We start from the raw sequence: 15,364 nt of genomic DNA on the forward strand, positions 1-15,364 counted from the left end.
GCGATGATCACGATCAGCGACGAACTCGTCGACGCGTCCGTTTCCCTCGTCTCGCGAGTTTCCGGCGTGTCGGCGCACCGCTCCGGGATTCGCAGCGTCGAGATCGAGCGGGATGCGCTCACGGTCCTGGCGGACTCGCTCGACGGAGAGATCAGGGACGCGTTCAACGCCTCGGTCGCCGCGATTCTATCCGCCCCGGGCCGGGTGATCGTAACCGGCATCGGCAAGAGCGGCCATATCGGCCGCAAGATCGCCTCGACCCTCGCCTCGACCGGCACCCAGGCGACCTTCGTGCACGCGACGGAAGCGAGCCATGGCGATCTCGGCATGATCTCGTCGGACGACGTCATCATCGCGCTCTCCTGGTCCGGCGAGACCCAAGAACTCGGCGACCTGATCAGCTTTTCCCGGCGCTTCGCCGTGAAACTCATCGCGATCACGTCGAGCCGGACCAGCACGCTCGGCAGCACCGCCGACATCGTGCTGGCGCTCCCGATCGTTCGGGAGGCCTGCCCGCACAACCTCGCTCCGACGGCCTCGAGCGCGATGCAACTGGCGCTGGGTGATGCGCTGGCGATCGCGCTCCTCGAAGCGCGCGGCTTCTCCGCGCTCGACTTCAAGCAGTTCCACCCCGGCGGAAAGCTCGCCGCGCGGCTGAGGACCGTGGAGCAGTTGATGCATTCGGGAGATGAGGTGCCGCTCGTTCTGGCCGGCACGACGATGACCGACGTCCTCCTCGCCATGACGGGCAAGCGCTATGGCTGCGTCGGCGTTGTCGGCCGGGACGGGTGCCTCGCCGGCATCGTCACGGATGGCGACCTTCGGCGCCACATGGGCGAGGACATCCTGCATCGTTCCGTGGACGAGGTCATGACGCTCGATCCGGTCAGCCTCGCGCCGGGCACGCTGGCGAGTGCCGCACTCGAACTCATGAACCGCAGGCGCATCACGACGATCTTCATCGTCGAGGGCGAGAAGCCGGCCGGCATCCTGCACATCCACGACTTGTTGCGGGCCGGGATTGCCTGAGGGGCTTCGCGCGCGCATTCCACCCCGTCATTCCGGGCTCGCCACAGGCGATAACCCGGAACCCACGGCTCTCACCGCCGTGGACCGCTCCCGTTCGACCGCTCCTCCATAGGTTCCGGGTTCCGCTTCGCGGCCCCGGAATGACGGGGAGGCGTCAGCCCTCGATCAGGCTCACATGTGCGGCGACGACGCGCCAGCCTTCGGGGCAGCGGATCCAGGTCTGCATCTGCCGGCCTGTTTTCCCGCCGGCGCTGTCGCGGTAGAACAGGGTCGAGGCCGTGGCCGCATCCCGCCCGTAGGTCGTGATGACGGTCCGGTCGATCCGGCGGGCGAGCCCGACCGGCGAGCGCGCGCGCCGGAAGGCCCGGATCGCGTCCATGCCGTAGAGATTCTCAGCGATGCCGTAGCGGATGGTGAGCGGGTCGTCCCGGAACAGGGCCTCCAGCGTCTCCACGTCGTTGTCGCCGAGCGCCTGTTCGTAGCGGGCGAAGGCCGCCTCCACCTCGGCCTTCACGTCCGGCAGATCGATGTCCATGAAGCGGCTTCCTTGATGTTGCGGCCAACACGGCCCTGCGGACGATCCGACCCGGCGCCGCCCCGCCTAACCCGCAAACAGGGACGTCCTTAGTCCGGCACCCCGAGGGACGGCGTACGGCGACAGGTCCCGTTCCAGCACGCGTCCACGCGGCGCGTCGTCCACGAAGCGCCCACGATCGAAGACCACCCGCCCACCCGCGATGGTGGTGACGGGCCACCCCGTCACCTCGAATCCCTCCCAGGGCGTGTAATCGGGCCCGTGATGCAGATCGGCCTGCCGGATCGTCTCGCGGCGGTTCGGATCCCAGATCGTGAGGTCCGCATCGAAGCCGATCCCGATCGAACCCTTGCGCGGGTACAGGCCGTAGAGCTTGGCGTGGTTCGTCGCGGTGAGCTCGACGAAGCGGTTCAGCGAGATGCGACCGGCCGAGACGCCCTCTGAGAACAGGATCGGCAGCCGCGTCTCAATCCCCGGGATGCCGTTCGGGACCCAACGGAAGGAGGAGGGGCCGCGCGGGTTCAGCTTCCCCTCCGGGTCGTCGTAGCGGAAGGGGCAATGGTCGGACGAGACCGTGTGGAACACCCCCTGCTGCAGCCCCTCCCAGATCGCGCGCTGGCTGTCCTCGTCGCGCGGCGGCGGCGAGCAGACGTATTTCGCGCCCTCCATGCCGACCTGGTCCATGTCGGATGCCGTCAGTGTGATGTATTGCGGGCAGGTCTCGGCATAGACTTTGAGGCCCCGCGCCTGCGCCCAGCGCACCTGCTCCATCGCCTCGCGGCCGGAGACGTGGACGATCATGATCGGCACGTCGACAAGCTCGGCATGGCTGATCGCTCGGTGCGCAGCCTCCCGCTCGACGATCTCCGGGCGGGACAGGGCGTGGCCGATCGGCCGCGTCTCGCCGGCACGCTCCAGCCGCTCGGTCATGTAGCGGATCGCGTCGTATCCCTCCGCATGGACCATCACGAGCGCGCCCTCCTGCCGGGCGACGTCGAACACGTCGAGAAGCTGGCGGTCGGACAGGACGAGGTCGTCATAGGTCATGAAGACCTTGAAGGAGGTGAAGCCGTCCTTCAGGAGCGCCGGCAGCTCCTGGCCCAGGACCTCGGGCGTCGGGTCCGAGATTATGAGGTGGAAGGCGACGTCGATGAGGCAGGAGCCTTCCGCCAGTCGGCGATAGGCCTCGACGGCGCCCCGCAGGCTCTCGCCCTTCTTCTGCATCGCGAAGGGCATCACGCAGGTATTGCCGCCCGCCGCCGCCGCCCGGGTGGCCGAGCAGAAATCGTCGGCCATCGTGATGCCGGGACCGGAATCCTGGGCGATGTGAACGTGGCTGTCGATCCCGCCCGGCAGGACGAGGAGGCCGGAGGCGTCGATCTCCTCCGCGGCGCCCTCGACCCCGTCCGCCACGCTGACGATCCGCCCGTCCCGGATGCCGATATCGGCCCGGAACGTGTCCGACGCGGTGACGACGGTGCCGCCCCGGATGGCGAGGTCGAATAGAGGCATGGAGGACGTGTCGCTCGGATCGCCGGTCGGCGGGCGGATGCAAGCGGCGAGCCTACGCACAGGCTCCCGCAGCGTCCACACGGCGGCCCGTTGCAAAGCCCTCTTCCTGGCCGCATATCGCGCCCGACAGCGCGACAACGGAGCCCGACAGGTGAGCGAGACGATCGAGAAGCACGAATTCGGCGCCGAGGTGGGGCGGCTCCTCGATCTCGTCGTCCACGCCCTCTATTCCGACCGCGAGATCTTCCTGCGCGAGCTTGTCGCCAATGCCGCCGACGCGACCGACCGCAGGCGTTTCGCGGCCCTGACCGATGCGGCCCTGTCGCCGCCGGCCGACGGCAAGATCCGCATCGTCCCCGACAAGGCCGCCCGCACGCTCACCATCACCGATGGCGGCCTCGGCATGGCGAAGGACGAGCTCGCGCGCGATCTCGGCACCATCGCCCGCTCGGGCACCCGCGCCTTCAGCCAGACCCTGGCGGACGCCAGCGCCGGCGATCGGCCGAGCCTGATCGGCCAGTTCGGCGTCGGCTTCTACTCGGCCTTCATGGTCGCCGACCGCGTCGAGGTGACCTCCCGCAAGGCCGGCGCGGAGGAGAGCTGGGTCTGGGCCTCCGAGGGGGAGGGGAGTTTTACCCTCGCGCCCGGCAGCCGGGCCGAGGCCGGCACCGACGTCGTCCTGCACATGAAGGAGGATGCCGAGGAATATCTCGAGCCGATGCGGCTCCAGCACATCATCCGCAAATGGGCCGACCACATCACGGCCCCTATCGTGATCGCCGAGGCCGGCACGGAGGAGGTCGCCGGCAACCAGGGCAATGCCCTCTGGCGCAAGCCCAAATCCGAGATCGACGAGGAGGCCTATACGGGCTTCTACCGCCAGGTCGCGCATGCCTTCGACAAGCCCTGGGCCACGCTGCATTGGCGGGCCGAGGGCGCGACCGAGTTCACGGCGCTCCTCTTCGTGCCCGGCATGAAGCCCTTCGCGCCGGTCGAGGGCGAGCGCGAGAGCCGCGTCCGGCTGCACGTCCGGCGCATGTTCATCACCGACGAGGCCGGGCTCCTGCCCTCCTGGCTGCGTTTCGTGCAGGGCGTCGTCGACACCGAGGATTTGCCGCTCAACGTCTCGCGCGAGATGCTGCAATCAACCCCGGCGCTCGCCCGCATCCGCAAGGCCGTCACGGGCCGGGTCCTGTCCGAACTGACCAACCGGGCCAAGGATGCGGAGGATTACGCGACCTTCTGGGAGAATTTCGGCCCGGTCGTAAAGGAGGGGCTGGTCGAGGATGGCGGCCGCCGCGACGAGATCGCGCCGCTCCTCCGCTTCCGCTCCTCGACGGTCGAGGGCTGGACCTCGCTCGCCGATTACGTCTCCCGCATGAAGGACGGCCAGGACGAGATCTACTACCTCATCGCCGGCGAGCCGGACGCCCTCACGCGCTCGCCCCAGGTCGAGGGTTTTCGCGCCCGCGGTGTCGAGGTCCTGCTGCTGTCCGACCATGTCGACGCCTTCTGGCCCGAACAGCTCGGCACCTTCGGGGAGAAGAAGCTCCGCAGCATCACCCAGGGCGCGATCGACCTCTCCGGCTTCGCGGGCGATTCTGCGCCCGAGGGCGAGGCGGCCGACACCGACGCGCTCGTCGCGGCCCTGAAGGCGGCGCTCGACGGCGAGGTCTCCGATGTCCGCTCGACCGACCGGCTGGTCGACAGCGCCGTCGTCCTCGCCTCCGCCGGCTACGGCCCCGACCTCCAGATGCAGCGCCTGCTGCGCCGCGCCGGCCGCGGCTTCGGGGCCGACATGGCGGTGCTCGAGATCAACCCGCGCCACGCCCTCATCCGCGCGCTCGCCGCGCGCCTGGCCGCGGGCGAGGACCTCGCCGAAATCGCCGGCACCCTCCTCGACCTCGCCCGCATCCAGGACGGCGACACGCCCCGCGACCCCACCGCCTTCGCCCGCCGCGTCGCGGCCGCGCTTGCCGGCGCGGAGGCACCGGCCGACTGAGCCCGCTCCCCGTCATTCCGGGGCCGCCATCGGGTCCGGCCTGCGGCCGGCCCGACGACAGGCTCCGCGGAACCCGGAACCCACGGAAGGCTCCGGCCCACCCGCTCCTCCCGGCGAAAGCCGGGATCCAGGGCCAAGTGCTGGACCCCGGCTTTCGCCGGGGTGAGCGGAGGAGCAACTGCTCCGCCCGGAATAGCGGATCGGGGTCCACCCACAGCGTCATCCTGAGGAGGCCGGCTTTGCCGGCCGTCTCGAAGGACGCACCACGTTGGACCTCCGCCCCTCCCGCGTCGTGCGTGCTTCGAGACGCCCGCTTCGGGGGGCTCCTCAGCGTGACGCCGTGGTTGCAGGCACGCGCCGTCCGTTCCGGTCACCCGGGTCGGTCCTCGCCACACCTTCAAAGACCAGACGAGGGGACGCGGGAGACCGGTCGACTCGTTCAGCTTAGTAAGGAGAGCCGTCCGGCCTCCCGCGCACGGCGATTTCGGACCGGACCTTCCGGATTTCGGCACGGCGCCACGAGGCCAAAACCTCGTCCGCCGCCCTTAAGCGCCTTCGGCGCGCCCCGGCCGTAGTACCGGGGGGACGAATCTGGCCCGGCCTCCCGAGTGCGGGGCCGCGAACCCCGCCCGCAGGCGCCGATCCCGCCCCACACTCGCGACGCCTCATGAGCGCGCCCCTCGTTGGACGAGACGATCCGCTTATATTCCTAGATGACGAGCGGTGCCAAGCTTTGGCCTCACGCGGAGCGGACCGTCAAAACACCTCGACTTGCCGTTATAGCATTAAGGTCATAAGACCTCACTTCGGAGATCGAACTATGCCTATGGGCCGAGTTTTCGAAGCGCATCTGGCTCGTGAACGAGACGCAGACCACATCGGCGAGCGACTGAAGCAAGTGCGCGAGGGCGCTGGCGTGACACAGACCCAGCTCGCCGACCGACTCGGGATGCATCAGTCATCGCTCTCCCGCATCGAACGCCAAGCTGACCTTCTGGTCTCAACCCTCAGGAACTATCTGGAAGGCCTCGGTGCAAAGCTTCGCATCGATGCGAGATTTGAAGATGCTGCCCTCCGAATTTCTAGCTTTGCTGAGTTTTCGTTTGATAAAGAGGAGGTTAGCGAAGATCAGCTTGTCCTGCCAATCATAGGTGATGACCGCTTTCCTGCGCGGCGCGATGTGGTATTAAGCATAAGACCTCAGTATGCCGAGCCCATTTTGAAAGGTCGTAAGACGATCGAGCTTCGCCGACGTTTCCCAGTTGACGTGCCGGCCGGCACTGCTGCATTTATATATACCTCAAGCCCAACTCGGGCGCTTACCGGGGTCGCGGAAATTGAATCCGTCACCAAACAGTCGCCAGACGCGATCTGGCGCGCGTTCGCCCCAGATGCCTGCATCAACCGCAATGACTTTGACGCATACTTTGCGGGCCTTGATCACGGGTACGCGATTAGGCTCGCTCGAGCTCGGGCACTGCGGCGGCCAGTCGAGCTGGCCGAGTTAAGAGATCGGTTTAGCTTCGAGCCACCGCAATCGTTCCTGTATGCCAACCGGCAATTGCGTCAGGTTCTTAGCTATGAGTTCTCCGAACTGCCTCATTGATACGAACGTCTTCATCGGTCTCGAAGATCAGCGGGAAGTTTCCTCGGATTTTGCCGCTCTTCAGCAGCTCGCATCCAAGCACGGCGTCGGTATCTTGATCCACGAGGCCGCTCGCGACGACCTCGCGAGGGACCGCGACAGTGCGCGGCGGCAGATATCACTCAGCAAGATTGCTAAATTTCAGATCCTCGGCAAGGTGCGTGGTCTCACCGCTGCAGACTTGGCAGCGCAGTTCGGGGCACTGCCCCGCCCTAACGACGTCGTCGACGCAACCCTCCTGCACGCACTCACGATCGGTGCTGTCGACTTCTTAATATCTGAGGACACGGGCCTGCATGATCGGGCGCGCCGACGCTCGGTCGAGCTGGCCCGCCGCGTGCTCTATGTCGCAGACGCGGCTCTGTTGCTGCGCACAACCTATGAGCCCATCGACGTTCCAATCCGCTTCATTGAAGAGGTCGATGCGCACACCATCCCGGCGAACGATCCGATCTTCGACAGCCTGCGCGAGGGCTATCCAGGGTTCGACAGCTGGTGGCGCGAAAAGTGCGTTCGTCAACGGCGTAAATGTTGGGTCGTCACCGACGAAGGCAAGCTCGCCGGCATTGTCGTGCGGAAAGTGGAGCGTGCGGGCGAAACTGACGCCAGTCTACCGGGCGAGAAGATACTAAAAGTATGCACCTTCAAGGTTCGGCCGGAGCGGCGTGGCATAAAACTTGGCGAACTGCTGCTGAAGCAGGTGTTATGGTTTGGGCAGAAGAATCATTTTGACGTTGTGTACCTTACGGCCTATCCGGCTCAGACAACACTAATTGAGCTTGTTCGCTACTACGGTTTTCAGTCAACGCTTATCGCGTCAGACGGCGAGATCACTTTCGAGAAATCGTTATATCGGGACTCGCTTTCGGCCGAGGACGGTGAGGACTTGTTTCGCTTGGCGTGTAAGAACTATCCGCGGTTCCACGCCGGGCCGCGCGTCGAAGCATATGGAGTGCCGATCCGCGCGGAGTTTCACGAAGCGCTCTTCCCGGAACTGCGGGATGCGCGCGAACCAGAGCTGTTCGAATTTGGTGGCATGGGGCAGGGGCCCCGTCTGCCCGGCAACACGATCCGCAAGGTCTATCTCTGCCGAGCAAAAGCGTGGATTGGGCAGCCGGGCGCACTCCTGTTCTTCTACAAGAGCCTATCGGAACGGCCGCCGTCCCAGGCGATTACGACGGTGGGTATCTTCGAAGATATGACCTTGGCGCATTCGACAGACGCGCTGCGACGGCTGGCAGGCGGTCGCTCTGTCTATAGCGAGCGCCAGCTTCAAGCCTGGAAGGCAAGCGCGGAAAAACCTGTGAAGGCGATCAACTTCCTGCTGATCGGGCATGTCGAGCCGCCGGTCACGCTACCGGAACTGCGGCATCAAGGAATTTTCGACGGTCATCCTCCGCAGTCGATCTTCCGGTTCAAGCCGCCAAAGCTTGCAATGCTGTTGCGGCGCCTCGACCTCGGTTTCGCAGTGCAATGAGGCGGGTCGTAGCTTTAGTTGGGCTGTCAGGTGTAGGAAAATCCACGCTCGTCCGCCGCCTCGTCGAGCAAATCCCGTTGCTACACTTACAAGCAAGCGATCTAATCAAAGCGGAGCAGGCGCGTCGGCAAACGACCGCGTCAAGCTCGGAGGAATTGCGAACAGGTCCAGTGTTGGACAATCAACAGCTGCTGATCGACGGCTTTGCTCGCGCCAGCGCATCAGTAGACGGCCTCGTTTTGTTCGACGGTCATGCCGTGATTTTTGGTGATGCCTCTGTAACCGACGTTCCGAGCAGCGTGTTTGCGGCGCTGACGTGCGAGCAAATCCTGATGATCTGGGCCGAGCCAGGAGCCATCCTTCAGCGGCGGCTGAATGACACGCGACGGATAAGGCCGGAGTTAGACGCCGGCCTGCTCGAGCAGCAGCAGCGACGCGCGGGTGAAGCTGCCGCTCGCATCGCGTCTGAGCTAGGGATTCCGTTCGCGTGCTTTAGTTCTGAAGATGTCCATGCGGTGGTGGAAGCGCTTCGCGCATAGCAGCGGCTGTGATGAGCGCTTGTCAGATGAACGGAGCGGGACGCGCAACGCTTCGGGGAGGCTCGCATCATCCCCGGAGCGTTGCCCGGGGTGACCGCCCGGTTGTTAGGAGTGTGGCGCAGATCGTCCGCTGACATGCACATCCGTCGCTTAGTAGGGCGACACTGATCTCTCCCCCCCGTTTGACCGCGGCCCCCATCCGCCCGACAAAAGCCCCAACACACGGGAGGATGCCATGCCGGCCACGAGCCGCATCGGCCATAATGTGCCGCTGCCGGAGCGGGCGCGGCGGATCAGGCATCATGCGCTCCGGATGGGCGAGGTGCAGGGGCAGGGCTATATCGCCCAGGCGCTCGGCATCGCCGACGTGCTGGCCGTCTCCTATTTCCACGCGATGACGTACCGGCCCGAGGAGCCAGAATGGGAGGGGCGGGACCGGTTTTTGCTCTCGATCGGCCATTACGCGATCGCGCTCTACGCGGCGCTCGTCGAGGCCGGGATCGTGCCGGAGGACGAGATCGAGACCTACGGGGCCGACGATTCGCGCCTGCCGATGTCCGGCATGGCCGCCTACACGCCCGGGATGGAGATCACCGGCGGCTCGCTCGGGCATGGGCTCGGGATCGCGGTCGGGATCTGTCTCGGGCTGAAGCGGAAGGGGTCCGGGGCGTTCTGCTACACGCTGTTCTCGGACGGCGAACTCGGCGAGGGCTCGGTCTGGGAGGCCGCGCTGTATGCGGGGCGGGGCGGGCTCGGGAACCTGATCGGGATCGTCGACGTGAACGATATGCAGGCCGACGGGCCGGCGAAGAGCGTCACCGGGTTCGAGCCGCTCGGGCCGAAATTCGAGGCGTTCGGCTGGTTTACGCAGCGGGTCGACGGCAACGATCTCGATGCGCTCGTCGCGGCCTTTGACCGGGCGCGGGCGCATCCCGAGCCGCAGCCGCGGGTCATCATCTGCGACACCCGGATGGCGAAAGGCGTGCCGTTCCTCGAGGCGCGGGAGCGGAACCACTTCCTCCGAGTCGAGCCCGAGGAATGGACGCGCGCGCTCGCCATCATCGACGAGGCGAGGCCGTCATGAGGCGCTCGAAATACGAGGCGCCGGCGCGGCGCGCCGAGGCCGCGGAGGGGCCGCGGCTTACCACCTCGGCGATGATCGCGTCGCTCGCCGGGCCGAACCAGCGCACCATGCCGGCCCCCTTCGGCCATGCGCTCGCCGCGCTTGCCGACACGCGGCCCGAGATCGTCGGGCTCACGGCCGATCTCGGCAAGTATACCGACCTGCACATCTTCGCCGAGCGCCATCCGGAGCGCTTCTACCAGATGGGCATGGCCGAGCAGCTCCTGATGAGCGCCGCCGCCGGCATGGCGCGCGAGGGGTTCCAGGCCTGGGCTACGACCTACGCGGTCTTCGCCTCGCGCCGGGCCTACGATTTCATCTGCCTCGCCATCGCCGAGGAAGTGCTCGACGTGAAGGTCGTCTGCGCGCTGCCCGGCCTGACCACCGGCTACGGCCCGAGCCACCAGGCGACGGACGACCTCGCCATGTTCCGGGCGATGCCGAACCTCACCATCATCGATCCCTGCGACGCGCACGAGATCTGCCAGATCGTGCCGGCCATCGCCGACCATCGCGGCCCGGTCTATCTGCGGCTCCTGCGCGGCAACGTCCCGCTGGTGCTCGACGAATACGGCTACAGCTTCGAGCTCGGCCGCGCGAAGCTGATCCGGGACGGGGCGGACGTGCTCGTCGTCTCCTCCGGCTTCATGACGATGCGGGCGCTGGAGGCCGCGACCGCGCTCGCCGCCGACCGGATCGACGTCGCCGTCTTGCATGTGCCGACGATCAAGCCGCTCGACGAGGCGACGATCCTCGCCGAGGCGGGGCGGAACGGGCGGCTCGTCGTGGTGGCCGAGAACCATTCCGTGGTGGGCGGGCTCGGCGAGGCCGTGGCCGGTGTGATGATGCGCTCGGACGTGCGGCCGGCGCGCTTCCGCCAGATCGCGCTGCCGGACCTCTTCCTCGATGCCGGCGCGCTGCCGACTTTGCACGAGCGCTACGGCATCTCGACGGACGCGATGGCGCGCAGCATCAAGGGCTGGCTGTGAACGCACCGGCCGTCACCAGGAGCAGGGTTCACGCATGACCAGGATCGGTTTTGTCGGCCTCGGCGCCATGGGCTTGCCCATGGCCGGCAATCTCGCCCGGCGCGGCTTCGAGGTGCGGGGCTTCGACATGCGGCCGGCCGCCCGCGAGGCGCTCGCCGCCTCCGGCGCCGGCACGGCCGAGACCGCGACTGACGCGGCGCGGGACGCGGATGTGCTGCTGCTGATGGTGGTCAATGCCGACCAGGCCCGCGAGGTGCTGTTCGCCTCGGGCGCGCTCGACGCGCTGAAGCCGGACGCGACCGTGATCGTGATGGCGACCTGCCCGCCGAAGGCCGCCGCCACCCTCGCCCGCGACGTCGAGGCGACCGGCCGCGCCTTCCTGGACGCGCCCGTCTCGGGCGGCGTCGCCGGCGCCAAGGCGGGCGAGCTCACCATCATGGCGGCCGCGCCCACGGCGGTGTTCGAGCGGATCCGGCCGGTCCTCGACGCGCTCGGCACGAAAATCTTCCATGTCGGCGAGCAGGCCGGGCAGGGCGCGACGCTGAAGGCCGTGAACCAGCTCCTCTGCGGCGTCCATATCGCGGTCGCGGCCGAGGCTTTTTCGCTGGCGCGAAAAGCCGGGATCGACGGACGGGTGGTGCTCGAGATCCTGTCCGGCTCGGCTGCGTCGAGCTGGATGCTGCGCGACCGTGGGCCCCGCATGCTGGAGGACGAGCCGCCCGTCTCGAGCGCGGTCGACATCTTCGTGAAGGACCTCGGCATCGTGCTCGAAGCCGGGCGCGAGCAGCGCGTGGCGCTGCCGCTGGCGAGCGCCGCCCAGCAGATGTTCCTCGCCTCCTCCGGCCGCGGCGACGGCGCCAAGGACGACAGCCAGGTGGTGCGGAGCTACGACGTGCTGAACGGGAATCCGCGCCAGGGTTCGGGATCGTGACCACCGGCCCCGTCCTCGGCTGCATCGCGGACGACCTCACCGGGGCGACCGATCTCGGCCTGACGCTGTCGCGCGGGGGCCTGCGCGTCGTGCAGGTGACGGGCGTTCCGGAGGCGGGCGACCTGCCGGGCGATGCCGACGTGATCGTGGTGGCGCTGAAATCCCGCACGGTCCCGGCCGCGGAGGCCGTCGAGATGTCGCTCCGGGCGGCCGACATGCTGCTCGGCGCCGGGGCTCGGCAGCTCTTCTTCAAGTATTGCTCGACCTTCGATTCGACCGATGCCGGCAATATCGGCCCGGTCGCCGAGGCCTTGCTCGGCCGTCTCGGGGCCGCGATCGCGGTCGCGACGCCGGCCTTCCCGACCAATGGCCGCACGGTCTTCCAGGGCCACCTCTTCGTCGGGCGGCAGCTCCTCTCCGACAGCCCGATGCGGGACCATCCGCTGACCCCGATGCGCGACCCGAACCTCGTCGCGGTGCTCGGTCGGCAGACGCGGCTGCCCGTCGGTCTGATTGCCTTCGACGCCGTCGAACGCGGCCGCGAGGCGATCGGCGAGGCGCTGGCCCGGCTCGCGGCCGACGGCACCCGGCTCGCGATCGTCGACGCGCTCACCGACCGCCACCTCGTCGAGCTCGGCGCGGCGGTGGCCGAGGCGCCGCTCGTCACCGGCGGCAGCGGGCTCGCGATCGGCCTGCCCGACGCCTACCGGGCGCGGGGATGGGTCGGCCCGCGAGCCGAGGCGCGGGCCGCCGCCATCCCGCCGGGTCGGAGCGCGATCCTGGCCGGCAGCTGTTCGACCGCGACCCAAAAACAGGTCGCGGCGGCCGAGCGCGCGGGGCTCGCGACCTTCCGCATCTCACCGGCCGAGATCGCGGCCGGCCGGCAGGATGCCGCGCAGGTCCTCGCCTGGGCCGGCGAGCAGAACTCCGATCGGCCCGTCCTCGTCTATTCCACGGCGCCTCCCGACGATGTGACGGGTGCGCAGGCGAGCCTCGGGCGCGAGCGCGCGGCCGCCCTCGTCGAGGAGACCTTCGCCGAGATCGCCCGCGGCCTCGTCGGGCGGCAGGGCGTGACGCGCCTCGTCGTGGCGGGCGGCGAGACCTCCGGCGCGGTCGTGACCGCGCTCGGCGTGAAGGCCCTCGAGATCGGACCGGAGATCGACCCCGGCGTGCCCTGGACCTTCAGCCTGTCCGATCCCCGCATGGCGCTCGCGCTCAAATCCGGCAATTTCGGCACCGACGACTTCTTCCTGAAGGCCTGGGACGCGCTGCCGTGAGCCGGGACGAGAGCCGGTTCCGCGACCTCATCTGCCGCTTCGGCGACCTCCTCTACCGCCGGGGCTACGCGCATGGCTCGACCGGCAACGTCAGCGCGCGCCTGGACGACGGCGCGATTCTGATCTCGCCCACCAATTCCTGCCTCGGGCTCCTCGATCCTGAGCGCATCGCCAAGGTCGACGAAGCCGGACGGCACATCTCCGGCGATCCGCCCTCGAAGGAAGGCTTCCTGCATCTCGCCATGTACGAGGAGCGGCCGACATCGCGGGCGATCGTGCACCTGCATTGCACGCACGCGGTCGCGGTCTCGTGCCAATGCCATGCCGACCCCGCGAACGTGCTGCCGCCGCTCACGGCCTACCATGTGATGCGGGTCGGAAAGCTGCCGTTGGTGCCGTATTTCCGGCCGGGCGACCGCGGCCTTGCCGAGGCCGTCCGGGCGCTCGCCCGCGACCACCATGCCGTGCTGCTCGCCAATCACGGCCCGGTCGTGGCCGGCCGGACCATCGAGGACGCCGTCTTCGCGGCCGAGGAGCTGGAAGAGACGGCGAAGCTCACCTTCCTGCTCTCGGGCCGGCAGACTGCGCCACTCGGCCCCGAGCAGATCGCCGAACTCGCTGCCGCCTTTCCGAGCTGAGACACCGCCCCGGTCATCGCGAGCGCGGTGCCGGCTTGCCTCTACGTCGTCCCGCTGCCTCGTGCAGGGCCTTGCGGGTCGGCCATCAAAGACTGACCCGGATGGCGCGTTCGGCCGCCACCAACCAGGCTCAAAAGGTCGTGCCGTTCTGGCGGACGTTGTCGCAGATCGTCCGGTAGTCCGAGGTCAGCTCCTCGCCGGCCGCGAGGTCCCGGATGGCGCGGTCCTCGCCGAAGGAGATCCCGTTCGACACGGTCGTCGGGTCGTTCGCATGGTTGAAATAGCGGCCGTTGTCGCCGCACAGCACGTAGAGACCCGTGGCCTCATGCCAGGTGGAATAGGTCCGCAGGTAGCCTTGCATGTGATCGGGAAGGGTCGCGATCTCGGCCTCGGAATAGACGCGGTCGATGCGGTGATCGAAGCGCCAGATCAAGTCCCCGCCTCTCACGGGGGCGAGCAGGAACACTCCGAGGCCGTGGATGGCGCTCGGCTTCAATTCGGTATCGACCATCATCATGGGCAGATTCGGCGGCTTGAAATGAACGGAGAGGTGCTCGGCGCCAAGGGGCGGCTTCGGCACGGTTCGACGGAGGGCCGAGCAGGCCGAACTGCTCCAGCCGCTCGTAATCGCGGCCGAGGCGGTAGCGCATGTTCGGGACGACGCCTCGGCCGACATGCGGCAGGCTTTGCGGTTGGCCTCCGGCGATCGTTCCGGCGACGCTGGTCCCAAGGAGCGTCCAGCCATAAAGCCGGCTCGTTACGAGCGGGCCGGTCGGGTCGAGCCCGAACTCACCGCAATGGTCGTTGAGCTCATTCGCGCCGACTTCGAACAGCACCGGCAGGCCGGTTGGTTCCGCCTGGAGGCTGAGATACAGGGCGCCGAGGTCGCAGGTCTCGCCCACCCCCAAGAACCGCATCGAGCCCAGGCCTCGCGTGACGGGCCGAGCCTAGCTCGCGCGCGGAGGGCTGTCGCCTGCCTGTCACGGGCAGTCCCACGGGCATGCTCGGGGCGACGCTCGGGGCCGCCATCTACCCGCTCCATGGGTCGAGCGTCACGGACATCTTGAGCGCGGCCGAGAGCGCTCCCGGTGCGGACGCCATCGCGTCTCCCGCTCCGTCCCTCGCGGGCACGCCTCGCCAGCGGCGACCCCGGACGACGGCACGAGGACAGGGCCTCCCCGGACGACGAGCGCCGTCGCGAGCTGCGGCCGCGCGTCCTCATGCGGGGTCTGATCGTCACGAACGGGCTGAACTCGACGACGGAATGCACGATCCGCAACCTGTCCCCGACGGGGGCCCTGCTTCGCGTCGAGGGCCTGTCTTCCCCTCCGGACCAGTTCGAGCTGCTCCTCATCCGGACCGGCGAGCGGCGGCGCGCCGAGGTGCGGTGGCAGAACGGCTCCGATATCGGAGTGAGGTTCAGCTGAGTCCCGCCCGGCGGTTCGGCTACGATCACTTCCGGCCCGATCACCGCCGGCACGGCCGGCCGGCCCGCGTGAGGACGTAGCTGCGCGCGACCGTGCGGTCGCTCCGTCATCACTCAGATCGGTCAAACAGAGTCAGTCTTCCTCTGTAGGTCGTCAGATGTCAGGAGCTGGCAATAATAAATCTGTGACGTAGACTAACAAACCTGTAGGTGAGCACTATATAAATATCATCGTCGGTTC

At 67.8% G+C, this 15,364-nt stretch carries 14 protein-coding genes; 11 read left to right on the plus strand and 3 right to left on the minus strand.

What is annotated here, in order from left to right:
* Positions 1 to 3 precede the first annotated feature (3 nt).
* Complete coding sequence (locus ACFE87_RS08560) at positions 4 to 1,029, plus strand: SIS domain-containing protein (RefSeq protein ID WP_375459209.1); 1,026 nt, start codon at positions 4 to 6, stop codon at positions 1,027 to 1,029.
* 154 nt (positions 1,030 to 1,183) lie between these two features.
* Here the strand turns inward: ACFE87_RS08560 and hpxZ are convergent, their stop codons facing one another.
* Both hpxZ and hydA read right to left on the minus strand, forming a co-directional pair.
* Positions 1,184 to 1,564 carry an oxalurate catabolism protein HpxZ gene (gene hpxZ, locus ACFE87_RS08565; RefSeq protein ID WP_375459210.1) on the minus strand — a complete coding sequence of 127 codons (381 nt, stop codon included), beginning with the start codon at positions 1,562 to 1,564 and terminating at the stop codon, positions 1,184 to 1,186.
* Between the two features lie 66 nt (positions 1,565 to 1,630).
* Positions 1,631 to 3,076: a dihydropyrimidinase gene (hydA, locus tag ACFE87_RS08570; RefSeq protein ID WP_375459211.1), complete on the minus strand. Its 1,446-nt coding sequence runs from the start codon at positions 3,074 to 3,076 to the stop codon at positions 1,631 to 1,633.
* Between the two features lie 151 nt (positions 3,077 to 3,227).
* On the opposite strand from hydA, the gene htpG reads away from it, so the two are divergent.
* The 9 genes from htpG to otnC all read left to right on the plus strand — a co-directional run bounded on the left by htpG (position 3,228) and on the right by otnC (position 13,697).
* Positions 3,228 to 5,078, plus strand: coding sequence for a molecular chaperone HtpG (htpG, locus tag ACFE87_RS08575; RefSeq protein WP_375459212.1), 1,851 nt, complete (start codon positions 3,228 to 3,230; stop codon positions 5,076 to 5,078).
* A gap of 820 nt (positions 5,079 to 5,898) precedes the next feature.
* On the plus strand, positions 5,899 to 6,684 hold the full coding sequence (locus ACFE87_RS08580; RefSeq protein WP_375459213.1) for a helix-turn-helix domain-containing protein: 786 nt from the start codon (positions 5,899 to 5,901) through the stop codon (positions 6,682 to 6,684).
* A complete protein-coding gene (locus ACFE87_RS08585; protein ID WP_375459214.1) occupies positions 6,659 to 8,200 on the plus strand; it encodes a GNAT family N-acetyltransferase in 1,542 nt (513 codons plus the stop codon). The genes ACFE87_RS08580 and ACFE87_RS08585 overlap by 26 nt, the downstream gene beginning before the upstream one ends.
* Positions 8,197 to 8,739, plus strand: coding sequence for an ATP-binding protein (locus tag ACFE87_RS08590; RefSeq protein WP_375459215.1), 543 nt, complete (start codon positions 8,197 to 8,199; stop codon positions 8,737 to 8,739). Before ACFE87_RS08585 ends, ACFE87_RS08590 begins: the two co-directional genes overlap by 4 nt.
* A gap of 235 nt (positions 8,740 to 8,974) precedes the next feature.
* A complete protein-coding gene (locus ACFE87_RS08595) occupies positions 8,975 to 9,823 on the plus strand; it encodes a transketolase (RefSeq protein WP_375459216.1) in 849 nt (282 codons plus the stop codon).
* Complete coding sequence (locus tag ACFE87_RS08600; protein ID WP_375459217.1) at positions 9,820 to 10,851, plus strand: transketolase family protein; 1,032 nt, start codon at positions 9,820 to 9,822, stop codon at positions 10,849 to 10,851. Before ACFE87_RS08595 ends, ACFE87_RS08600 begins: the two co-directional genes overlap by 4 nt.
* Positions 10,769 to 11,782, plus strand: a complete 1,014-nt coding sequence (locus ACFE87_RS08605; RefSeq protein ID WP_375459218.1) for an NAD(P)-dependent oxidoreductase — start codon at positions 10,769 to 10,771, stop codon at positions 11,780 to 11,782. Before ACFE87_RS08600 ends, ACFE87_RS08605 begins: the two co-directional genes overlap by 83 nt.
* A complete protein-coding gene (otnK, locus tag ACFE87_RS08610; protein WP_375459219.1) occupies positions 11,779 to 13,059 on the plus strand; it encodes a 3-oxo-tetronate kinase in 1,281 nt (426 codons plus the stop codon). Before ACFE87_RS08605 ends, otnK begins: the two co-directional genes overlap by 4 nt.
* Positions 13,056 to 13,697: a 3-oxo-tetronate 4-phosphate decarboxylase gene (gene otnC, locus ACFE87_RS08615; protein ID WP_375459220.1), complete on the plus strand. Its 642-nt coding sequence runs from the start codon at positions 13,056 to 13,058 to the stop codon at positions 13,695 to 13,697. The genes otnK and otnC overlap by 4 nt, the downstream gene beginning before the upstream one ends.
* Positions 13,698 to 13,827: 130 nt before the next feature.
* Here otnC and ACFE87_RS08620 read toward each other — a convergent pair whose 3' ends face one another.
* Positions 13,828 to 14,214: an SET domain-containing protein gene (locus ACFE87_RS08620; RefSeq protein WP_375459221.1), complete on the minus strand. Its 387-nt coding sequence runs from the start codon at positions 14,212 to 14,214 to the stop codon at positions 13,828 to 13,830.
* A gap of 571 nt (positions 14,215 to 14,785) precedes the next feature.
* Here ACFE87_RS08620 and ACFE87_RS08625 point away from each other — a divergent pair.
* On the plus strand, positions 14,786 to 15,124 hold the full coding sequence (locus tag ACFE87_RS08625; RefSeq protein WP_375459222.1) for a PilZ domain-containing protein: 339 nt from the start codon (positions 14,786 to 14,788) through the stop codon (positions 15,122 to 15,124).
* Positions 15,125 to 15,364 lie beyond the last annotated feature (240 nt).

It is taken from the genome of uncultured Enterovirga sp. (assembly GCF_964242715.1).
In the GTDB taxonomy this organism is placed as follows: Bacteria; Pseudomonadota; Alphaproteobacteria; order Rhizobiales; family Beijerinckiaceae; genus Enterovirga.

Coding starts and splice junctions, on each gene's coding strand:
- ACFE87_RS08560 (WP_375459209.1), top strand. CDS start 4: ATGATCACGATCAGCGACGAACTCGTCGACGCGTCCGTTTCCCTCGTC.
- hpxZ (WP_375459210.1), bottom strand. CDS start 1,564: ATGGACATCGATCTGCCGGACGTGAAGGCCGAGGTGGAGGCGGCCTTC.
- hydA (WP_375459211.1), bottom strand. CDS start 3,076: ATGCCTCTATTCGACCTCGCCATCCGGGGCGGCACCGTCGTCACCGCG.
- ACFE87_RS08580 (WP_375459213.1), top strand. CDS start 5,899: ATGCCTATGGGCCGAGTTTTCGAAGCGCATCTGGCTCGTGAACGAGAC.
- ACFE87_RS08585 (WP_375459214.1), top strand. CDS start 6,659: ATGAGTTCTCCGAACTGCCTCATTGATACGAACGTCTTCATCGGTCTC.
- ACFE87_RS08590 (WP_375459215.1), top strand. CDS start 8,197: ATGAGGCGGGTCGTAGCTTTAGTTGGGCTGTCAGGTGTAGGAAAATCC.
- ACFE87_RS08595 (WP_375459216.1), top strand. CDS start 8,975: ATGCCGGCCACGAGCCGCATCGGCCATAATGTGCCGCTGCCGGAGCGG.
- ACFE87_RS08600 (WP_375459217.1), top strand. CDS start 9,820: ATGAGGCGCTCGAAATACGAGGCGCCGGCGCGGCGCGCCGAGGCCGCG.
- ACFE87_RS08605 (WP_375459218.1), top strand. CDS start 10,769: ATGCCGGCGCGCTGCCGACTTTGCACGAGCGCTACGGCATCTCGACGG.
- ACFE87_RS08620 (WP_375459221.1), bottom strand. CDS start 14,214: ATGATGATGGTCGATACCGAATTGAAGCCGAGCGCCATCCACGGCCTC.